17 protein-coding genes are annotated in these 18,122 nt (G+C 51.8%); 6 read left to right on the forward strand and 11 right to left on the reverse strand.

Annotation, left to right across the window (positions count from 1 at the left end):
- Window positions 1–2: 2 nt before the first annotated feature.
- From A3844_RS20900 to A3844_RS20910, 3 genes are read right to left on the reverse strand one after another with little or no spacing between them, the layout of a single operon-like run.
- Window positions 3–1,223 (reverse strand): Ger(x)C family spore germination protein, encoded by a 1,221-nt coding sequence (locus A3844_RS20900; protein WP_074108366.1) that lies wholly within the window; start codon window positions 1,221–1,223, stop codon window positions 3–5.
- The gene (locus tag A3844_RS20905) at window positions 1,220–2,317 is read right to left on the reverse strand and encodes a GerAB/ArcD/ProY family transporter (protein WP_074108367.1); all 1,098 of its coding nucleotides are present in this window, start codon (window positions 2,315–2,317) and stop codon (window positions 1,220–1,222) included. The genes A3844_RS20900 and A3844_RS20905 overlap by 4 nt, the downstream gene beginning before the upstream one ends.
- On the reverse strand, window positions 2,265–3,920 hold the full coding sequence (locus A3844_RS20910; RefSeq protein ID WP_083606948.1) for a spore germination protein: 1,656 nt from the start codon (window positions 3,918–3,920) through the stop codon (window positions 2,265–2,267). The genes A3844_RS20905 and A3844_RS20910 overlap by 53 nt, the downstream gene beginning before the upstream one ends.
- Before the next feature lie 110 nt (window positions 3,921–4,030).
- Here A3844_RS20910 and recQ point away from each other — a divergent pair, with 110 nt between their 5' ends.
- Both recQ and A3844_RS20920 read left to right on the forward strand, forming a co-directional pair.
- Complete coding sequence (gene recQ, locus A3844_RS20915; protein ID WP_074108368.1) at window positions 4,031–5,866, forward strand: DNA helicase RecQ; 1,836 nt, start codon at window positions 4,031–4,033, stop codon at window positions 5,864–5,866.
- A gap of 15 nt (window positions 5,867–5,881) precedes the next feature.
- Complete coding sequence (locus A3844_RS20920) at window positions 5,882–7,837, forward strand: B12-binding domain-containing radical SAM protein (protein ID WP_074108369.1); 1,956 nt, start codon at window positions 5,882–5,884, stop codon at window positions 7,835–7,837.
- Between the two features lie 221 nt (window positions 7,838–8,058).
- Here A3844_RS20920 and A3844_RS33775 read toward each other — a convergent pair whose 3' ends face one another.
- The 6 genes from A3844_RS33775 to mnmL all read right to left on the reverse strand — a co-directional run bounded on the left by A3844_RS33775 (window position 8,059) and on the right by mnmL (window position 12,369).
- Window positions 8,059–8,142: a putative holin-like toxin gene (locus A3844_RS33775; protein ID WP_256701671.1), complete on the reverse strand. Its 84-nt coding sequence runs from the start codon at window positions 8,140–8,142 to the stop codon at window positions 8,059–8,061.
- Between the two features lie 170 nt (window positions 8,143–8,312).
- Window positions 8,313–9,275, reverse strand: a complete 963-nt coding sequence (locus A3844_RS20925; RefSeq protein WP_074085863.1) for an alpha/beta fold hydrolase — start codon at window positions 9,273–9,275, stop codon at window positions 8,313–8,315.
- Between the two features lie 125 nt (window positions 9,276–9,400).
- On the reverse strand, window positions 9,401–10,369 hold the full coding sequence (locus A3844_RS20930; protein ID WP_074108370.1) for a type I phosphomannose isomerase catalytic subunit: 969 nt from the start codon (window positions 10,367–10,369) through the stop codon (window positions 9,401–9,403).
- Window positions 10,370–10,414: 45 nt separating this feature from the next.
- A complete protein-coding gene (locus tag A3844_RS20935; protein WP_074108371.1) occupies window positions 10,415–10,807 on the reverse strand; it encodes a VOC family protein in 393 nt (130 codons plus the stop codon).
- A complete protein-coding gene (mnmM, locus tag A3844_RS20940; protein ID WP_074108372.1) occupies window positions 10,808–11,413 on the reverse strand; it encodes a tRNA 5-(aminomethyl)-2-thiouridylate-methyltransferase MnmM in 606 nt (201 codons plus the stop codon).
- Window positions 11,413–12,369, reverse strand: coding sequence for a tRNA modification radical SAM protein MnmL/YtqA (gene mnmL / locus A3844_RS20945; RefSeq protein WP_074101569.1), 957 nt, complete (start codon window positions 12,367–12,369; stop codon window positions 11,413–11,415). The genes mnmM and mnmL overlap by 1 nt, the downstream gene beginning before the upstream one ends.
- 312 nt (window positions 12,370–12,681) lie before the next feature.
- Here mnmL and A3844_RS20950 point away from each other — a divergent pair, with 312 nt between their 5' ends.
- Both A3844_RS20950 and trmB read left to right on the forward strand, forming a co-directional pair.
- Window positions 12,682–12,864, forward strand: a complete 183-nt coding sequence (locus tag A3844_RS20950; protein ID WP_074085859.1) for a hypothetical protein — start codon at window positions 12,682–12,684, stop codon at window positions 12,862–12,864.
- 247 nt (window positions 12,865–13,111) lie between these two features.
- The gene (gene trmB, locus A3844_RS20955; RefSeq protein ID WP_074108373.1) at window positions 13,112–13,828 is read left to right on the forward strand and encodes a tRNA (guanosine(46)-N7)-methyltransferase TrmB; all 717 of its coding nucleotides are present in this window, start codon (window positions 13,112–13,114) and stop codon (window positions 13,826–13,828) included.
- 136 nt (window positions 13,829–13,964) lie between these two features.
- On the opposite strand, the gene A3844_RS20960 is transcribed toward trmB, so the two are convergent.
- Window positions 13,965–15,080 (reverse strand): MGDG synthase family glycosyltransferase, encoded by a 1,116-nt coding sequence (locus tag A3844_RS20960; protein WP_074085857.1) that lies wholly within the window; start codon window positions 15,078–15,080, stop codon window positions 13,965–13,967.
- Window positions 15,081–15,136: 56 nt separating this feature from the next.
- Window positions 15,137–15,664 carry a phosphatase PAP2 family protein gene (locus A3844_RS20965; protein WP_074085856.1) on the reverse strand — a complete coding sequence of 176 codons (528 nt, stop codon included), beginning with the start codon at window positions 15,662–15,664 and terminating at the stop codon, window positions 15,137–15,139.
- Between the two features lie 406 nt (window positions 15,665–16,070).
- On the opposite strand from A3844_RS20965, the gene A3844_RS20970 reads away from it, so the two are divergent.
- Both A3844_RS20970 and infC read left to right on the forward strand, forming a co-directional pair.
- On the forward strand, window positions 16,071–17,312 hold the full coding sequence (locus A3844_RS20970; RefSeq protein ID WP_074085855.1) for a glycosyltransferase family 2 protein: 1,242 nt from the start codon (window positions 16,071–16,073) through the stop codon (window positions 17,310–17,312).
- Between the two features lie 286 nt (window positions 17,313–17,598).
- Window positions 17,599–18,096, forward strand: a complete 498-nt coding sequence (infC, locus tag A3844_RS20975) for a translation initiation factor IF-3 (RefSeq protein ID WP_020427376.1) — start codon at window positions 17,599–17,601, stop codon at window positions 18,094–18,096.
- Window positions 18,097–18,122: the final 26 nt, after the last annotated feature.

The following is an 18,122-nucleotide window of genomic DNA, read 5'->3' on the forward strand; positions in this document are numbered from 1 at the left end:
TCCTAAGTCTTTTTAAGTCCGACTCTCCGCAGGTGCAGTGTGAGGTTGAAGTCCACGGTAATGCTGCCGTAGAGCTCTTCCCAGTCACTTTTGTTATGAATGTGCTGTCTCCAATACTCAGGGTGGTGGGCGCGGATAATCTCTCCCATTCCAAAAATATCGGCATGATCCTTCTGGGTCTGCCGTATCAGTCTTCCGATCACACCCTTCGCATTCCTTTCGAATTCACGCTCAATCTCATGCAGTCTTGCAGTGGAATCGGCAGGCTTCTTGCCGTTATAGTGCTCATCCAGATCCCCTTCAAAGTTAATATCAAAGGATAGCACCGGCTTGCCGTCCCGGATGAAGCTGCGGGCCTTGGTGTAGCGCTCATTAATTTTGGTCATGACCATACCGAGCTCCTTCGTCTTGAAAAGGGTAGAGTAGCCGCCTGGGTCCATTCCCTCAACGGCCATGAAAGCGCCGATTTCAAGCGGCTGTGTAGTGTTGATCATTTTGCCCTGGCTGAAATACGCCAGACCGTTAATCAGAATATTCTCTTTGTTGCGGAGCGCCACATAAGGAAGATAGGCGCTTTGTCCCCATTTGGAATCTGCCGACCAGTAGGTGCCGATATAATCCGGGGGGAACTTGCCCGAGGTTACCGCTTTCTCCATCATGGAGAGCACATAGAGCGTGGGCACGCGCTGCAGCGGAGGCTTGACATCCATGAACTGCGAGGCACGTCCTTCGGACACCAGCAGCCAGGTCCTGCGCCGGACTTCGGGATTGCGCCGTAGATAGTCATCCAGATCGTCCATTCTTCCCCGGGCGATGTCTTGGCTGATGACGATCACACGCAAATGCACGAGATACCGGGGGTCTGCGATCTGCTGCTGCAGATTGTTCATGGCATCATCAAGCGAATGTCCAAGCACCGTAACCACCCACACCGGGCTTATCTTTCCGTCCTGGCTTCCGCCGCTGCCCGGGCCCAGCGGGACCCGTCCTGGAACAGCAATCTGTGCTGTGATACTGATCATTTCCTTCGGCATTTCAGTATTCTTAAGATGGGTGACCTGTTCTTCCTCAGCTGCCTTTTCGGGCGGGGCGGTATCAATGGATAAGCCCAGCACCAATGCCCGGTCCTCAATTTCAACCTGATCCCAGCATCCGGCAAGGAAGAGACTGATAACGGCAGCCGGCAATAATACCGAGCCTATTTTTCGCAGCAATTTATTCATGACAGGCCCCTCTTTCCGGAGCGGCGGAGCCAATAGACCGCCCATAGCAGCATGGGGTAGCCAAGCAAGAGGAGCATGGAGACATTCCCCAGCATCAGTGACCAGGTATAGGTCTCAAAGACATTCTCCGGAAGCAGGGCGATCACAAAAACAAAAGGAAGCACGGCGCTTGAGGTCATCCGCTGATCTCTCAGACCCAGCAGATTCTGCAGGAGATAGGATGCCAGGTAATAGGTAGTGTAAATTGAGGTATATACTGAAATTACCCATATGACAATAAATAGGGCATCCAGCCGTTCCAAAAATCCTTCGCCTATTGCCGCTGATCTGGCGGTTTCCAGCGTGGGGTAAATCAGCAGTTTGGTTTCCTCTGCACCGAACAAGCCTATGCATGCTAGAGCAATCAGCCAATAGACAGCCCCCGATACAAAAATGCCAATGGCCCCTGCACGTACCGCCTGCTTCGGCAGCTTCATGAAAGGGATCAGCAGCGTAATCACAAAGGAGCTTTGGAACAGGTAGCTGGCTTCAAGCGCGCCTTTCCAAAATGAGGCTGTAGGAGCCGTTAGAACAGGCTGCAGGTTCAATAGGTCAACATTCCTTAAGGAAATCAGAATGGTTACCAGAACAGAGCCGATGATCAGCGGCAGGTAGAAGAAATGAATGTAGGAAAACTTGATGATATTCCTTCTGGCTGACAGCTGACAGATTAGCAGCATCAGAAAAATGGTTGCTTCGATCGGTGTTTTATTGAATAAAACACTGGTAGCGACATCTCCAAACTGGCGGGCAGTAAGACCGGTAAGCGTCATGAATATGAGCCATATGATCAAAGTGAAGAACATGGCCAGCGGGCGGCCAATTAATCGGCGGCTGAATACAAACAGCGATTCTGTAGAGAAACGGCGGCATAAGGAGGCGAGCAGCCAAAAGCTGAAGAAGGAAACCAGAACGCCGGTGAGCGCCACAAAAGGCCCGGCACTATTTCCGGCAACGGCCATGTAGCGGGGAAAGCTGAGTAACCCTACACCAATGATTGTGCTACTGATTACGGCTGCCGCGCGCAGGGTCGTGATCTGTCGGGAATCGTTCACCGGTCTCCCCTCCTTCTTGAAGAATCTGGTCTATATAAGTTCCAGGTACAGAGTCCGGAAGTTTAGTGCTGTCCTGGGTATACAAAAAACTGGGCCGCCGGCGCATCCACCACAAAGGCGCCCTCACCAGCGTATCCTTCCAATCCCGCCATTTGCCGGGGATGTACGGTGACATAAACGGGACTCCGAAGGATTCGAGGAATAACAGATGATTGATAATCAGGATCGTACCAATCATTACACCGTAGAGTCCGAACATTCCGGCAAGAAGGACCAGGGGGAATCTCAGCATACGCAGAGCAATCGCGGTGTTATAAGCCGGGGTGGCAAAAGAACCGATAGTGGTCAGCGCGACAATGACCACAGTGATCGGACTTGCCAGTCCCGCTGATACCGCAGCCTCGCCGATCACGAGCACGCCCACAATGGAGAGGGCCCCGCCAATCATCTGCGGGAGGCGGATCGTGGCCTCCCGCAGCACCTCCATGGATACCTCCATGATCAGCACCTCCAGCACAGCCGGGAAGGGAACGCCGGCCCTCCCCCCGGAGATGGCTACTGCGAAATCTGTAGGCATCAGCTCCGGATTAAAGGAGATTACGGACACGTACAAAGCCGGGAAAAACAGGGAGAAAGCAAGTGCGATCAGTCGGATCATCCGGATGAGACTGCCCATAATAAAACGTTCCGTATAGTCATCAACCGTTTGGAAGAATTGGTTGAATAAAGCCGGAACAATGAGTGCAAAAGGAGAGCCGTCCACCAGGATAGCCACCCGGCCTTCGAGCAAAGAAGCTACTGTTTTGTCCGGCCGCTCCGTGCTCTGAACCTGCGGGAAGGGGGATAACGGCTGGTCTTCAATAAATTGTTCAATATAGCCTGCATCGATAATCCCGTCAGTATGAATAATTGAAATTCTGCGCATCACCTCGGCTACGAGCTTCGGGTCAGCCAAGTTGTCCAAGTAGCACAAGGCCACCCTGGATTGGGTTCGGGTCCCGAGCGGACTGATTTCAATCCGGAAGTCCGTACTCTGCAGCCGGTAGCGCAGGAGCGAGAGGTTGTTCTCAAGCTTTTCCACATATCCTTCCCGCGGGCCCCGGATCACTTGTTCCGTCTGGGGCTGCTCTACACTTCGGATGTCGATCTGCCGCATATCCAGCATTAGAGCTTCGCTGGAGCCTTCTATCAGCAGAATCAGCTGGCCCTTGACGATTGCGGGAGGCAATGCGGACAGGTCTTGTTCTGTGGTTCCTTGTGTGACTTGTACCGCTACATTCCAGATATAATGGGACATATCAGCAAGCTTGTCCGGCATTCCGGGATGACCGGCAGAACGGTCCATGAGCGGTTTAAGAATGTATTCCTGAATCTGCTCCTGATTGACCAGAGAGGAGAAGAAAATAAGCGCCGCCTCATATCTGCCGAACAGCAGAAAATCACGCACGACAAGATCTCCGCTTTGGCCGAGCCGGTCAAGCAGATCTTCCTTATTTTCTTTCAGGCTAAGGCTTATCTTGTCATTGCCGGGAACGGGAGTCACGGAGGAGGGCTGATTTTGCTTCTGCATATATGAAGCGTATTTCTCTTTCCAAGCTTGCATTCGGCCGCCTCCTTTGGGCTGACAGTTTGGAAGATCACTATAAAGTGTTGGTTAGTAGAGGGTTTTTTATGTAAACTAAAGATAGAAAGTCTTAAGGAGTTATGATAGAGATGAAGATGCAAGCACCTACCATGGAACAGGCGCAGGCTGAACTGCAAAAATATTACGGCTATCCCGACTTCCGGGAAGGCCAGAAGAAAATTGTCATGAATTTGCTGGAAGGCCGCGATACGCTGGGAATTATGCCGACGGGCGGGGGGAAATCGATCTGCTATCAGGTTCCCGCACTGCTGCTGCCGGGACTTACCCTGGTCATTTCACCGTTAATCTCGCTGATGAAGGATCAGGTGGATGCGCTAACCACAGCAGGAATTCCAGCCGCATATATCAACAGCACACTAAGCGGCAAAGAAGTGAATGATCGCATCCGCGCTGCACGCCGGGGCGAGCTGAAGCTCCTCTATGTGGCTCCTGAGCGGCTGGAGCTGGACTGGTTCCGCCTGGAAATGGCCGGACTGTCTATCTCTTGTGTTGCAGTGGATGAAGCACACTGTGTCTCCCAGTGGGGACATGACTTCCGTACCAGTTATCTGGCAGTCTCCCCGTTCGTAGAGGAGTTGCCGGAGCGGCCGATTCTTGCGGCTTTTACCGCAACGGCTACACCTGAGGTGATGGAGGATATGGTCCGGCTGCTGCGGCTTCGTCAGCCCGGGGTCTTCATGACCGGGCTGGGCCGTGACAATCTGGCCATGTCTGTGCTTCGCGGGGAGAATAAACGCGAGTTCGTGATGGACTATACCGCGCGGCACTCTAATGAACCGGGAATCGTGTATGCGGCTACGCGCAAAGAGGTTGATGACCTCTATCAGCGGCTGCAGGCGTCCGGTGTCGCCACCGGGCGTTATCATGCGGGAATGAATGATCAGGAGCGGGCAGAGAGCCAGGAAGGGTTCCTCTACGACGATATACGCGTCATGGTCGCTACCAACGCCTTTGGGATGGGTATCGACAAGTCGAATGTACGTTACGTCATCCATTACAATATGCCAAAGAATATGGAAGCCTATGTGCAGGAGGCGGGCCGTGCCGGACGGGACGGAGAGCCCAGCCAGTGCATTCTGCTCTTCAGCGCCCAGGATATTATGACGCAGAAATTCCTGATTGAGCAGAATCCGCAGGACACGGACCGCAAAGCCAATGAATACCGCAAGCTTCAGCAGATGATCGATTACTGCTATACCACCCGCTGTCTGCGCAGTGCCCAGCTGGATTATTTCGGCGAGGAGCATGGGGACAAGCCGTGCGGAATCTGTAGCTCTTGTACGGATGAACGGGAATTGGTAGATATGACAGTGGATGCCCAGAAGATTTTCTCCTGTATCCACCGCATGCGCGAGCGTTACGGCGTGGCCCTGGTATCCTCTGTGCTGAAAGGCTCACGTAATCAAAAGGTGCTCCAGTACGGCTTTGAGAATCTGCCTACCCACGGGGCGATGTCCAGCCGTACGGAGAAGGAGATTACAGAGACCATCAATGTAATGATCTCAGAAGGTTATCTGGCATTATCGGAGGGGCAGTATCCTGTTGTACGGCTGCAGCCTCTGGCTGCTGAAGTGCTGCGCGGCCAGCGGCAGGTACTGCAGCGGGTGGCCCGTCCACTCCGTACCGGAGGTGCATCCGGTTCGCGGGACCGCAGCCGTGTCCGCGATCTGTCGCCGTCGGCTGTCAATGAGACGGTATTCGAGCAGCTGCGCCTGATCCGCCGCGAGCTGGCGGGGCATGAGCATGTGCCGTCCTACATTATTTTCAATGATGCGACCCTTCGCGAGATGAGCGTGGTTTGCCCGCAGACCGAAGCGGAAATGCTGAGAGTCAAAGGGGTCGGCGAAGTGAAATACCGGAAGTACGGCAAGCCCTTCCTGGAATTTTTTCAAAATGAAATGTAAAGAAGGTTATGAGGCATGAAAATCATCCTGGCCACATTAAATGCCAAATATATTCACACCTCGCTGGCGATCCGTCTCCTGAAGGCATACAGCGAGCATGAGTTTCAAGATATTCATTTGGCAGAATACACCATCAAAGATCCCGTGATGAATATCGTGTCAGACCTATTCCAGAAGAAACCGGATGTGATTGGTTTTTCCTGTTATATATGGAACATCGAGGAGACCGTTAAGCTGATCGGGATTCTTAAGCAAGTGATGCCGGAGATCAAGATTGTGCTGGGCGGGCCGGAAGTATCGTATGAGCCGCTATACTGGATGCAGCGTGAGGCCGGGATTGATTTTGTAGTGAACGGGGACGGGGAAGAGACCTTCCATCATTTACTGCAGGAATTGCGGGATGACCACAAGTTCCATTTTGTCTACGGGGCTGCCTACCGCAAGGGCGAAGAGCTGATCGTCAATCCGCCGCGTCCCAAAAGCGATCTCAACACTCTGCCGACGCCACACCGGTTCCCGGATGATCTGCCGGATCTCGGCAAGCGGATCGTTTATTTTGAGACCAGCCGGGGCTGTCCGTTCAACTGCCAGTTCTGCTTGTCCAGCATCGAGGTGGGGGTGCGGTACTACGATATTGAACGGGTCAAATCCGATCTGCTCTATCTGATTGAGAATGGTGCAAAAGTCATCAAATTTCTCGACCGCACCTTTAACATCAACCGCAATTATGCCATGGAAATGTTCCAGTTCCTGATCGACAACCATCAGGGCTGTGTATTCCAGTTCGAGATTACGGCCGATATTATGCGTCCAGAGGTACTGGACTTTCTGGCGGAGAATGCCCCTCCGGGCATCTTCCGGTTCGAGATTGGCGTGCAGTCCACCAATGATGAGACGAATGAGCTGGTCAAACGCCGGCAGAACTTCACCAAGCTATCCCGTACCGTCATGAAAATCAAGGCCAGCGGCAACATCGATCAGCATCTCGATTTGATAGCTGGTCTACCGCAGGAGGATTACTCCACCTTCCGCAAAACCTTTAACGATGTATTTGCCATGGAGCCGGAAGAGCTGCAGCTCGGATTCCTCAAAATGCTGCGCGGCACCGGCCTGCGCGCCCAGGCGGCCAAATACGATTATACGTATATGGAGCACGCTCCTTATGAAATACTCAGCAGCCACGTGATGCCTTTCTCTGACATCATCCGGCTCAAACGGCTCGAGGATGTGCTGGAGAAATATTGGAACAGCCACCGGCTGGATCATTCGGTCAAGTACCTGATCCGGCATGTGTTCCCATCTCCGTTCGATTTCTTCCAGGAGTTTGGCGACTATTGGGAGGAGCGGGGCTGGCAAAAGATCGGGCACCAGCTGGAGGATCTGTTCATCCGGCTGCATGCTTTTCTGACGGACCGCGGAACGGATTCCATGGAAGTAATCACCGGGCTGATGAAACTGGATTATTTCCTGGGCCACAAATATAAGCCACGTAAAATCTGGTGGGATATCACGCTGGACAAATCCGACTGGTCCCGTTATATGAAGGAAATCACCAGTCGTCCGGAGCGCCTGTCCGCCAAGCTGGCAGAGGCGGGATTCAGCGAGCGGGAGCTGCAGAAGTTCACAGTGCTCGAAGTGCTGCCATTCCGGCTGGATGCCGTGCTGGATTCGATTAGCGGACTGCGTTTTGATCCTGTGGCTGCTGAAGCTGAAGGGGCCGGGAAAATAGACGATAGCACGCTGGGGAACCCCCTTGTAACGGGTGGCGAACAGACAGGCACGGCAGCTGCTGCAGTGCAGACAAAACCAGCGGATCTGGCAATGGATACCACGCCGCCGCTTGCTGCTGCAGACAAGAGTTCCGTTGCTCTGGCGGAACCCTTGGCGCATACCGCCGGAAGCACGCTGCTGATCGTCATGTACCAGCAGGACGAGAGCCAGCGGGCGCAGTACTATTCACTGCCTTTGTAGTCATTCTGTCTCTTGATGCGCCAGGAAAGGGGAGTTTCGGAAGGGAGGCCCGCCGGAGAGGATTGCCCGGCAGGTCTTTATGTAATAAAATGGATTGTGCTTAAATAAAGTAAAAAAGGAGCTGTGTCATCAGCACAGCCCTGGTGTACAACCACTGCTGTAGAGCAGCCGGTCGTCTCATCTTTTGTGGTTTGGAGTAGACCGTTACCTTCCGGGGCGGTCTATTTCTTTTTAATGTAGCCTAGCAGAGCCAATAGGAACATACCGAACATGAACATCAGGGTAATAGCATCTTTTACGTCCATTACCGTCACCTCCTCTTATAGGAGAGGCGCCTACTGCTCATGAACAATGTTGTACAAGAAAATCATATCACATTCTGCATGTTAAAAAATGGATCATTAGTAGATTTATAGCGGAAAAATACAAAGACAGGCTTTCCGGAACTGACGGAAAGCCTGTCTTTTATAGTATGCTAATGAGCAGCGGGTTGAAGCAGCAATGATTCTGCCGGCAGGTGGCGTACAAGCCAATCCAGCACATCCGAAGTTACCTCATCCCGGTTCACTTCGTTGAGCATTTCATGCCTGCCTTCGGGATACAACTTGAATTCTACATCGGATATTCCATGCTCCTGGTAGATTCCGGCCAGGCGGATCACACCTTGACCGTTCATGCCTACAGGGTCTTTGGCTCCCGCAAATAAATATACGGGCTTATTCTTGCATAGTGTAAGCAGAGTTTCCGGGGAATGGATATCCCGCAGCAGCCGGAAAAAATCGCGGAAGAAACGGGTTGTGCAGACTGCTCCACAGAAAGGATCAGCTATGAAGAGGTCTACTTCCTGTGAATCACTGCTCAACCAGTCAAAAGCAGTTCTTACCGGGGCGAAGGAACGGTTATAAGGGCCGAAAACAATCCCGTTCATCAGAACACTGCGGTGGCGCATCCCCTGCAGCCTGGACTGCAGTCCGGCAAGCGACTCTCCGAGCCGAAGCATACCGCGCGGCCCGTTCGTACCACTCAGGATAAAGCCGGTATAGACTTCGTGGCCATCCTCGCACATTAGCTTCTGAGCCAGAAAGGAGCCCATGCTGTGGGCCAGAAGGAAGATTGGCAGGCCCTCATGCCGGGATGAGGCGATGCCGGCTAGCTGGAGCAGATTACGCCGCATCCAGTAAAAGCCGTCCTCACCTGTATCACCGAGTAAATCGATCCGGTCTGCGGTATGCCCATGGCCCCGGTGGTCATTGGCATACACCGCATAACCTGCTCCGGTGAGTGCCGCTGCAAACCGTGCATAGCGGGCAGCCGTTTCACACATGCCGTGGGCAATCTGGACAATCCCCCGCACCGGAGCCTCCGGCTCCGGCAGCCATTCATAGACATGAATGGCGACCCCTAGCGGATCAGTCATCTTAAAGCTGTTCTCTCTCATACCGTTCCTCCTAAAAGTTTTGTGAGCAATACTTCTTGGAGATGCCACGTACAAAACTGACTTCGTAAGCATAGGCCTAAGCTTTGTGACCTTCTGCCTTAATCATATGCCGGTCCAGGCATGGCTTATGGCAGATACGAACGGAGCACGGTGGAGTGGCCTTCAATTCCGTAGGCACCCAGGGTGGACGGAAGCAGGTAGCATTCTCCGGCGGAATAAGGCTGGGAGCCGCCCTCCCAGGTCAGATGCCCGCTGCCTTCGCAGACCACGAGGATTGTGAAGCTGTCTGGAGTGGTAGAGAGGTTCCACTCTCCGTTAACGACCCCTTTTTCTACAATAAAATAAGGGGACGCGGCAATCTGCAGCCACTCTCCGGCTACAGCCCCATCGGTCTTCATGGAAGTGGCGCCAGCGCCTTCATATGCAGTCACGTTAAGCGAATCCTCAATATGAAGCTCACGCGGCTTGCCGTCCAGACCCGGACGGTCGTAGTCGTAAATCCGGTATGTAGTGTCGGAGTTCTGTTGAATTTCCGCTACAACCACACCGGCGCACAATGCGTGAACGGTTCCGGCAGGGATGTAAAAAGCGTCCCCGGCCGAGACGGTGATTTCCTGCATGCTGTCCATCACTTTGCCGCTTTCCAGCGCCTCGCGCAGACTTTCGCGGGTTACACCGTCTTTGAGGCCGTAGATGATTTTGGCGCCTGGTTTGGCATCAAGTACGTACCACATTTCTGTTTTACCCAATTCTCCCTTTGGCAATCCTTCATACTCATCCGTAGGATGTACCTGCACCGACAAATTGTCGTTGCAGTCCAGGAGCTTGATCAGGAGCGGAAAACGTCCGCCTTCCTTCGGGCTGCCCTTGCTTCCGAACCATTCCTGTCCGAATTGCTCGCGAATCTGATCCAGCCCTTGACCGGCAAGCTCTCCATTTAGCACAGATGAAGTACCGTTCGGGTGGTCGGCGATCATCCAGCCTTCGCCAATATGCCCTTCAGGCAGCTCGAGACCGAATTTCTCCAGGGCCCGGCCCCCCCACACGCGTTCTTTGAACTCCGGCTGAAATTTTAAAGGATAAGGCTTAGTCATTTCTTCATCTTCCTTTCCAAGTTATAAAATAATGTCCTGCTTGGTTTACCTGGTTCGTGTGGATTCAAAAAACTCCAGCTTTTCTTCGTCTGGCCCGTCAAAAAAGAAATAGCGGCAGCCGTTCGCAAGCATCGAAATGCCAGTCAAAGCGGGTATGCCGAGTCCGGCAATTCTCCTGTGTTCTTGCTCAATATCATCCACCGTAAAGGCGGCATGACTGACTCTACCCTCCTGGGGGAGGCCTTCAAATGCCCGTTCAATCAATTCTATCTCCACACTGGACTGGCCAGGGAAGCTTAGAAAAGCAAGACGGATCTCGTCTCCTGGCTCTCCCAGAATGTTCTGAAGGGTCAAACCGATGACCTCCTGATAAAATTGCAGCGAACGCTCCAGGTGGTTCACTTTAATACCAATGTGCTCGATTTTGGTTACGGCCACTTACAGATCAGCTCCTTTTTTCTTCTCGACTGCCAGCGTGTAGGGGGCGGTAGCCCGCTGCAGCTGGCGGTAGACAATTGCTTGTGCCTGCTGGGACGGAAGGGCCGCCGCCCAGGCTTCCACCGCGGCGGCTTCATGTTGGCCGCCTTCATGGCCGGGGTAGAGCACGGCTGTGATGATGCCGCCCGGCCGCAGCAGTGCAAGGGCGGTATCCAGCGCGGCCAGCGTGCTAACAGGCTCGGTGATGATCGTCTTGTCGGCATCGCCCGAGGGCAGATAGCCGAGATTAAACATCACCGCAGAGACCGTTCCGCGCCAGTCCGGCGGAACGGCTTCTGCCATGGCTGCATGGCTGCGCAGCAGCAGCGTTACGGGAGACAGCGCCGGCTGCGCGTCCTCCCGGACCAGCCGCAGGCGCTCTTCGGCCAGAGCCAGCGCGGCAGGCTGAATGTCGAAGCCGTACACCCCGCCGCGCGGACCGGCCGTTTTGGCGAGAAACAGCGTGTCAGCACCAGTGCCAACGGTAGCATCAATGGCCCGGCCGCCTGGCTGCAGGCGTTCCTCGGTTAATTTATGAGCAAAGCTAAGGACAGACATAAAGCCCATTAGCTCTTCCTCCAGTATTTACCTTGCCAGGTATCGCGCGCAATCAATTCATCATCAATGGCGTTCAGTACTTCCCATTTCTTCAGGCTCCACATCGGTCCGACCAGCAGGTCGCGCGGAGCATCTCCGGTCAGCCGGTGCACAATCATCTCCGGCGGCAGGATTTCCAGAGAATCGGCAATAAGCTTCACATACTCGTCCTGCTCCAGAAAACGCAGCAGTCCGGCTTCATATTGCTTAACCATTGGCGTCTTGCGCATCAGATGCAGCAGATGAATCTTAATGCCCTGCACATCCATGTTCGCAACCGCAGATACCGTCTCCAGCATCATCTCATGGGTTTCCTGCGGAAGACCGTGAATAATGTGGGTACAGACGCGGATCCCATGACGGCGCAGCTTCTGGACAGCTTCAGTATAACACTGGGTATCATGTGCCCGGTTAATCAGCTCCGAGGTAGAATCATGAATGGTCTGCAGGCCCATTTCGACCCAGAGATAGGTGCGCTGGTTCAGCTCCGCCAGGTATTCGACCACATCATCCGGAAGGCAGTCGGGACGCGTTGCGATGGAGAGGCCGACTACGCCCGGCTGCTGCAGAATCACTTCATAATACTCTCTAAGCTCCTCTACTGGAGCATAGGTGTTCGTATAGGCCTGGAAGTAACCGATATATTGGGCATTCGGCCATTTCAAGTGCTGCCTGTCCCTTACGTTATTGAACTGGGTGACCAGATCGTCGCGGCGGCTGCCGGCGAAATCCCCGGACCCTCTCGCGCTGCAGAAAGTGCAGCCTCCTTTGGCGATGGACCCGTCGCGGTTCGGGCACGTAAACCCGGCATCGAGCATCACCTTGAATACCTTGGCGTCCAGTTGCTCGCGCATTTCATAATTCCAGGTATGGAAACGTTTATCCCCCCACAATAGTGGAGAGGAGGTTTGTAAAAGGTTAGACATGGGTACTCCTTTCTTTACAACATAAGGATTTATATATTTCAAGCCATACATCATCCTTATATTTCTAACAGAGATAACACCGTTTCAACTTAACCTTTCTATTGTATCAAAAATCAGCGGTGAACGTAACATTCAGGCCTCTGCAAATACAGCGGAAAATAGGCTGGAATAACAGCGCTTTCATCTTGATATTGCTTACATAGTATGTTATATTTAGGGTGTAAAAACACCGCTGCAGCAACCATAATCTCTATTTCTTGAATTCATAATTTCGTGTCGCAAGGTCCATAATAAAACCAAGAGGTGATCACGATGAATTCTCAAACGGTTTATGCCGAAGGAAAAGGCTCCATTGACGTGCAGCTGACTCCCGACGAAGCGCTTGCGCTTACGGGTGTTGAATTTAATGGCAATCACAAGATCAAGACCGAAGCACAACGCAAGATCCGCAGTGCCTTTGAGAAGAGATTTGATTTTCAATCTCCTCCAAGGTAGACTATTAGCAGCATGAAAACATGGACCCCAATTCCAAATATATCAAAAAGGAATTCTCTGTCCGGCCGTATCCAGGCCAGCGGAGAATTCCTTTTTGTTTGAATCGTGAGAATGTTTAAGCTTCGCGTTGTTCACTATTCTTTGGTTTCTGTCTGCTTTCTTGTTAAAATCCCTTTACTTTTGCGGGTAAGTTCGGCACAATATTGCAAGTGACAGTGTTTGTATCAGAGAAAGCGGAGGAAAACTTATGCGTTTACGCGGAAGAAAAGGAATACGTGAAAGTCTGGAAGGACAGACCGATCTGGTCATCCTGGATCCACGCAGCCTGAAGGGGCGGTGGTCTGAACTGTTCGGCAACGATCATCCTATTCATGTAGAGTTTGGCATGGGCAAAGGACAGTTCATCAGCCAGATGAGCTTCAAATATCCGGATATAAATTTTATCGGCGTTGATATGTATGATGAGCTGATCCGCCGTGCGGCTGAGAAGGCCCGTGCAGTCTGGGAACCGGCTGGGCAGGAGACGCCACCTAACCTCAGAGTGGCGCTTGCCAATATTAACTATGCAGAGGAAGTATTTGCCCCTGGAGAGCTTGAGCGCATCTATTTGAACTTTAGCGATCCGTGGCCTAAGGGCAAGCATGCGCGCCGCCGGCTGACCCATCCGCGTTTTCTCGACAAATACCGCGGTCTGCTCAGTCCGCTTGGCGAGATCCATCTGAAGACGGATTCGCGCAGCCTGTTTGAGTTCTCTCTGAATGCCTTTGCCGACTATGGTCTGCAGATGAAGAACATCTCTCTCGATCTGCATCCGGACGGAGTGATGAACGAAGAACAGGTTATGACAGAGTACGAAACCAAATTTTTTGGCCGGGGTGTCAATATTCACCGCTGTGAGGCGATTGTCGGTGCAGAAGCGCTGGAACGCTATCAAGCAACGCGATTGGACAAATACCGCCTGTAATCGGATCTCAGTGGCGAAGAAGATTGACTTCACAAGCGGGTCTGTACACAAAAGGGCGGTCCAGTGAAGAATATCTGGACCGCCTTTTTTGCTTCATGAACGGCATGATTGCCATAGATTCAAGTTCTTGCCCTGGCTATTCCAGCATATCAATAATGCTTTGGGCGCTTTGCATGGGATGGAAGCGGTCGATCTCCTTAAGCAGGCTTTGGCGTTCGGCTTGTACCTCGTCATAGCTGTACAGCAGCCGTTTCATCCATCCGTCTACCACCTGAAGTGAAGAAATGGGTTCGCCCAGACCAGCTGCCATGAAATAACGGCAGTTTTCTTCTTCCTGCCCGGGGAGCGGATCATAAAACAGCATAGGAATTCCCTTAGCCAGACCCTCGCTGCAGGTCATTCCGCCCGGCTTGGTAACCAGCAGATCAGAGATTTCCATCAACTTGTCAATTTCACGTGTGAAGGCGATCAGCGAAACGTTGGGGTGACTGTACAGTGGATTCTCCCGCATTGCATGAAGCAGCTTCTCGTTTTTACCCAGGCAAAAAATTATCTGCACCTTGTCCCGCCAGCCGGCCAAAGCTTCGTTAATGACCTCGTCGTTCATCATTCCCCAGCCGCCGCCCATAACCAGAACGGTCGGCATGTCCTGAAGAGTGAACTGCTTCAGAATATCCGCTCTGCCCGGATGCTCCCAGAAGTTCGGATGAACCGGCATACCGGTGACCTGGATTTTGGCTGCTGAGACGCTTCGGCCGCGCAGCTTGGCTTTGACCTCTGGAGTAGAGACCAGATACCGGTCAACTTCTGGACTGATCCAGGTCGCATGGGCGTCGTAATCGGTTATGACGGTGATCAGGGGTGCCTTGAAGGCCGGATCGAGCCGTTTGAGGCGGGAAACGACGGCACTGGGAATGAAATGAGTACAGACGATAATGTCGGGCCTCAGCTGCTTTACAATATTTTGTGTATGTGTATAAAATATGCGGTGCAGGGCAAGTGTGGTAAGACGATTGAATGATTTCTGGTGACGGTACACATATCCCATCAGCTTGGGTTGGGAGGTTACCGTCTTACGGTATGCTGACACAATCAGAGGCGCCATTTTGGGATTCAGAAAGCTTCCAAGCTCAAGCACCTTTGTTTGCAGATTAGGCGACAATTTACGCAGGCTGCTTGATAGCGCGTAAGCCGCTTGCGTATGCCCTGCGCCAAAACCTTCAGACAGCAATAGTACTCTCTTTTTACGCAATGTATAATCCACCTGTTTTCGTGAATGGTATTCGCCGGTTTAGATGATCTCTGACTTTAGAACCACAAGACAACTGTACCTGCTGCGACTCCGGAACCAATTACTGCACCTGCAAAAACGTCTGACGGATAGTGCAGTCCGAGATAAATTCGGGAAAATCCGACAATGCAGGCCAATGGCAGCAGTATGACGGTCAGAGCAGGAAAGGCCATCATGTAAGGCACTGTAGAAGCGAAGATAGCAGTCGTATGGCCGGAAGGAAAAGAATGATCCTTAAGCGGATTGTGAAACGTATTGGTGCCCGGGAGCGCCAGATACGGCCGCATACGCGGATAGAGCTTTTTGGCCACAGCAACAGGCAGATGGCTGATAGCCAGGGCAGTCAGAGCCTTAAGCCCCGCAGTTCTTAAAGGCTCAGGGGACAGCGCCCAGATCAGCAGATTAATGCCAATGGCGCTTGTGGCTCCACCCAGATGGGTCAGATAAAAAAGCCAGAAGTTCAGGACAGGATGATGCAATCGTCCGTTAATCCACTTGAACATGCGCTGCTCCAAGAGATGCATTTTCATAAACAGATGTCTCATATCTTGTCCCTCCGATAGTCCGGCTGATGATCATAGTCGCAGCTGCAGTAATCCGGTCTATGCCATAAAGCTGTCTTTATCATACTTTTTTAAGGTAGTCCATTTCAAGGAAAAAGCTCGGGTTCGCTCGGAAATTGCCAGTTTTGACTTCATCACCACTTACGCCTTACAATGATTCAAGCAGGCGGAACGCGTTTATAAGGTAACAGAGAAAAAGAGGAGCCGAAGACAGAGGCATCCGGGCCTTATCTTTTGACGTGATACACATACAGGCAAGCCTGCCTTAGCAAAAAGGGAAGCCATAGGTCTTACTGTAAGGGATGCAACAAAAGGGTCAGCAAGAACGTTAGCAATGCCAGAGAGAGAAAAAAAGAACATCAAGATTGAAAAGGGGGCATCAAAGGTCATGACAGACGCACTGTTTGTTACGCTCCAAGTGATCTTGGCGGCTATCGCAGTCTATCAGTTTACGTTTTCGTTATTTGGACTGCACAAGAAAAGGAATAAGGCTCACTTCACTCCGCAAAAATCATTTGCTGTACTGGTTGCCGCACATAACGAGGAAGAAGTCGTCGGCGCTCTGATGGAGAATTTAAAACAGCTTAATTATCCCCAGGAACTGTACGATGTATTTGTCATCTGCGACAACTGTACGGATGGTACAGCAAAGATTGTAAGGGAACACGGCATGAATGCCTGCGTCCGTACCAACAACAACTTGCGGGGCAAGGGCTTTGCTATTGAATGGATGCTCAAGGAACTGTGGGCCATGCCGCGGCAATATGATGCCGTCGTTATGTTCGATGCCGATAATCTGGCTCACACAGAATTTCTGATGGAGATGAACAATGATCTCTGCTCAGGCGCACGCGTTATTCAAGGCTATATCGATACGAAGAATCCGGAGGATTCCTGGATCACTGCCGCTTACGGTGTATCCTACTGGTATATCAACCGGCTCTGGCAGCTGTCGCGTCACAATCTCAATATGGCGAACTTCCTTGGTGGAACGGGTATGTGCTTCGAGACCAATCTGCTTAAGGAAATGGGCTGGGGAGCGACAAGCCTTGTAGAGGATTTAGAATTTACTATGCGTAGTGCCTCTAAGGGCGTCTATCCAAGATTTAATTACGACGCCAAGGTTTTCGACGAGAAGCCACTGACATTCAAGGCTTCCTCAAGACAGCGGCTGCGCTGGATGCAGGGTCACTTTACGGTGGCTCGCCGTTATTTCTTTCCTTTGCTGTGGCAAAGTATTAAAGAACGGAGTCTTACGAAATTTGACCTGGCTCTATATGGTGCCAATGTCTACATCGTGCTGTTGACGTTCTTGATGACCGCGGTCATGTTTATCGACAACACCATGTTTGGAGGCCCGCATATAGCCAACATCTATGGGCAGCTGCCACTGTGGCTTAGTTACTTTGCGGTTGGCGCCAATATTCTAACCTTCCTGCTCGCGATGGCGCTGGAGAAGGTTAAGTTCAAGAAGGTATATCTGTATTTGCTGGTCTTCCCGATCTACCTGATCTCTTGGTACCCCATCACGTTCTATGCGTTCTTTACGCAGAACAACAAGCAGTGGAGCCATACCAAACATACGCGTGTCGTACGGCTTGAGGAAGTACAGAGCAAACAGGTTTCTTAACAAAGTTTTTTCTAGAAGAAAAGATATTACAGCTGTTGACACAGTGTGCATAGTGGTGTATAGTATTCAAGTATGCAAAACATAGGGATTGCAAGCAGAAGCACCGGCTTCTCACCTGACTGGCTATAAGCCAGCTGGTTTTGATCTCAATGCTTTATGGATGTTATAATTCATGAACGTTGATCAAACGGGGTGTCGGGAGTTACCGGCACCCCTTTTTTATGGAGAACCGCAGAATTGATTTCCCAAGTAGATCCGGAGGTGGAGTATTATCAGTAAGGAACATATGATCAATGATGAAATTCGGGCCAAAGAAGTTCGATTGGTTGGAGCGGAAGGCGAACAAATCGGCATCAAACCGATCCGCGAAGCGTTGCAGATGGCGATTGATCTTAATCTGGATTTAGTCAACGTAGCACCGCAGGCGAAACCGCCAGTATGCCGCATCATGGATTACGGCAAGTTCCGTTATGAAACGCAGAAGAAAGAGAAGGAAGCACGCAAGAACCAGAAGATCGTGGACATTAAGGAAGTTTGGTTCCGTGCTAACATTGAGGAACATGATTATCAGACCAAGTTCCGCAACGTTATCAAGTTTCTGGGTGAAGGCGACAAAGTGAAATGCTCCGTGCGTTTCCGCGGACGTGAGATTACACACGCCAGCATCGGTCAGAAGATTTTGGAACGTGTAAAGAGCGAAGTTGAAGATATATCTGTTGTAGAACGCCAGCCTAAGCTGGAAGGCCGCAGCATGATTATGATCTTGGCTCCCAAAGCCCAATAAATTTGGAGTCACTTGCACAGCAATTT

The sequence above is a fragment of the Paenibacillus helianthi genome, assembly GCF_001909055.1.
Classification (GTDB): Bacteria; Bacillota; Bacilli; order Paenibacillales; family Paenibacillaceae; genus Paenibacillus_AQ; species Paenibacillus_AQ helianthi.

What these genes read in the sequence shown, in the direction of transcription:
- A3844_RS20900 (WP_074108366.1), bottom strand. Translation starts at nt 1,223, where the DNA reads ATGAATAAATTGCTGCGAAAAATAGGCTCGGTATTATTGCCGGCTGCC.
- A3844_RS20910 (WP_083606948.1), bottom strand. Translation starts at nt 3,920, where the DNA reads ATGCAAGCTTGGAAAGAGAAATACGCTTCATATATGCAGAAGCAAAAT.
- recQ (WP_074108368.1), top strand. Translation starts at nt 4,031, where the DNA reads ATGAAGATGCAAGCACCTACCATGGAACAGGCGCAGGCTGAACTGCAA.
- A3844_RS20920 (WP_074108369.1), top strand. Translation starts at nt 5,882, where the DNA reads ATGAAAATCATCCTGGCCACATTAAATGCCAAATATATTCACACCTCG.
- A3844_RS33775 (WP_256701671.1), bottom strand. Translation starts at nt 8,142, where the DNA reads ATGGACGTAAAAGATGCTATTACCCTGATGTTCATGTTCGGTATGTTC.
- A3844_RS20925 (WP_074085863.1), bottom strand. Translation starts at nt 9,275, where the DNA reads ATGAGAGAGAACAGCTTTAAGATGACTGATCCGCTAGGGGTCGCCATT.
- A3844_RS20930 (WP_074108370.1), bottom strand. Translation starts at nt 10,369, where the DNA reads ATGACTAAGCCTTATCCTTTAAAATTTCAGCCGGAGTTCAAAGAACGC.
- mnmM (WP_074108372.1), bottom strand. Translation starts at nt 11,413, where the DNA reads ATGGGCTTTATGTCTGTCCTTAGCTTTGCTCATAAATTAACCGAGGAA.
- mnmL (WP_074101569.1), bottom strand. Translation starts at nt 12,369, where the DNA reads ATGTCTAACCTTTTACAAACCTCCTCTCCACTATTGTGGGGGGATAAA.
- A3844_RS20950 (WP_074085859.1), top strand. Translation starts at nt 12,682, where the DNA reads ATGAATTCTCAAACGGTTTATGCCGAAGGAAAAGGCTCCATTGACGTG.
- trmB (WP_074108373.1), top strand. Translation starts at nt 13,112, where the DNA reads ATGCGTTTACGCGGAAGAAAAGGAATACGTGAAAGTCTGGAAGGACAG.
- A3844_RS20965 (WP_074085856.1), bottom strand. Translation starts at nt 15,664, where the DNA reads ATGAGACATCTGTTTATGAAAATGCATCTCTTGGAGCAGCGCATGTTC.
- A3844_RS20970 (WP_074085855.1), top strand. Translation starts at nt 16,071, where the DNA reads ATGACAGACGCACTGTTTGTTACGCTCCAAGTGATCTTGGCGGCTATC.
- infC (WP_020427376.1), top strand. Translation starts at nt 17,599, where the DNA reads ATGATCAATGATGAAATTCGGGCCAAAGAAGTTCGATTGGTTGGAGCG.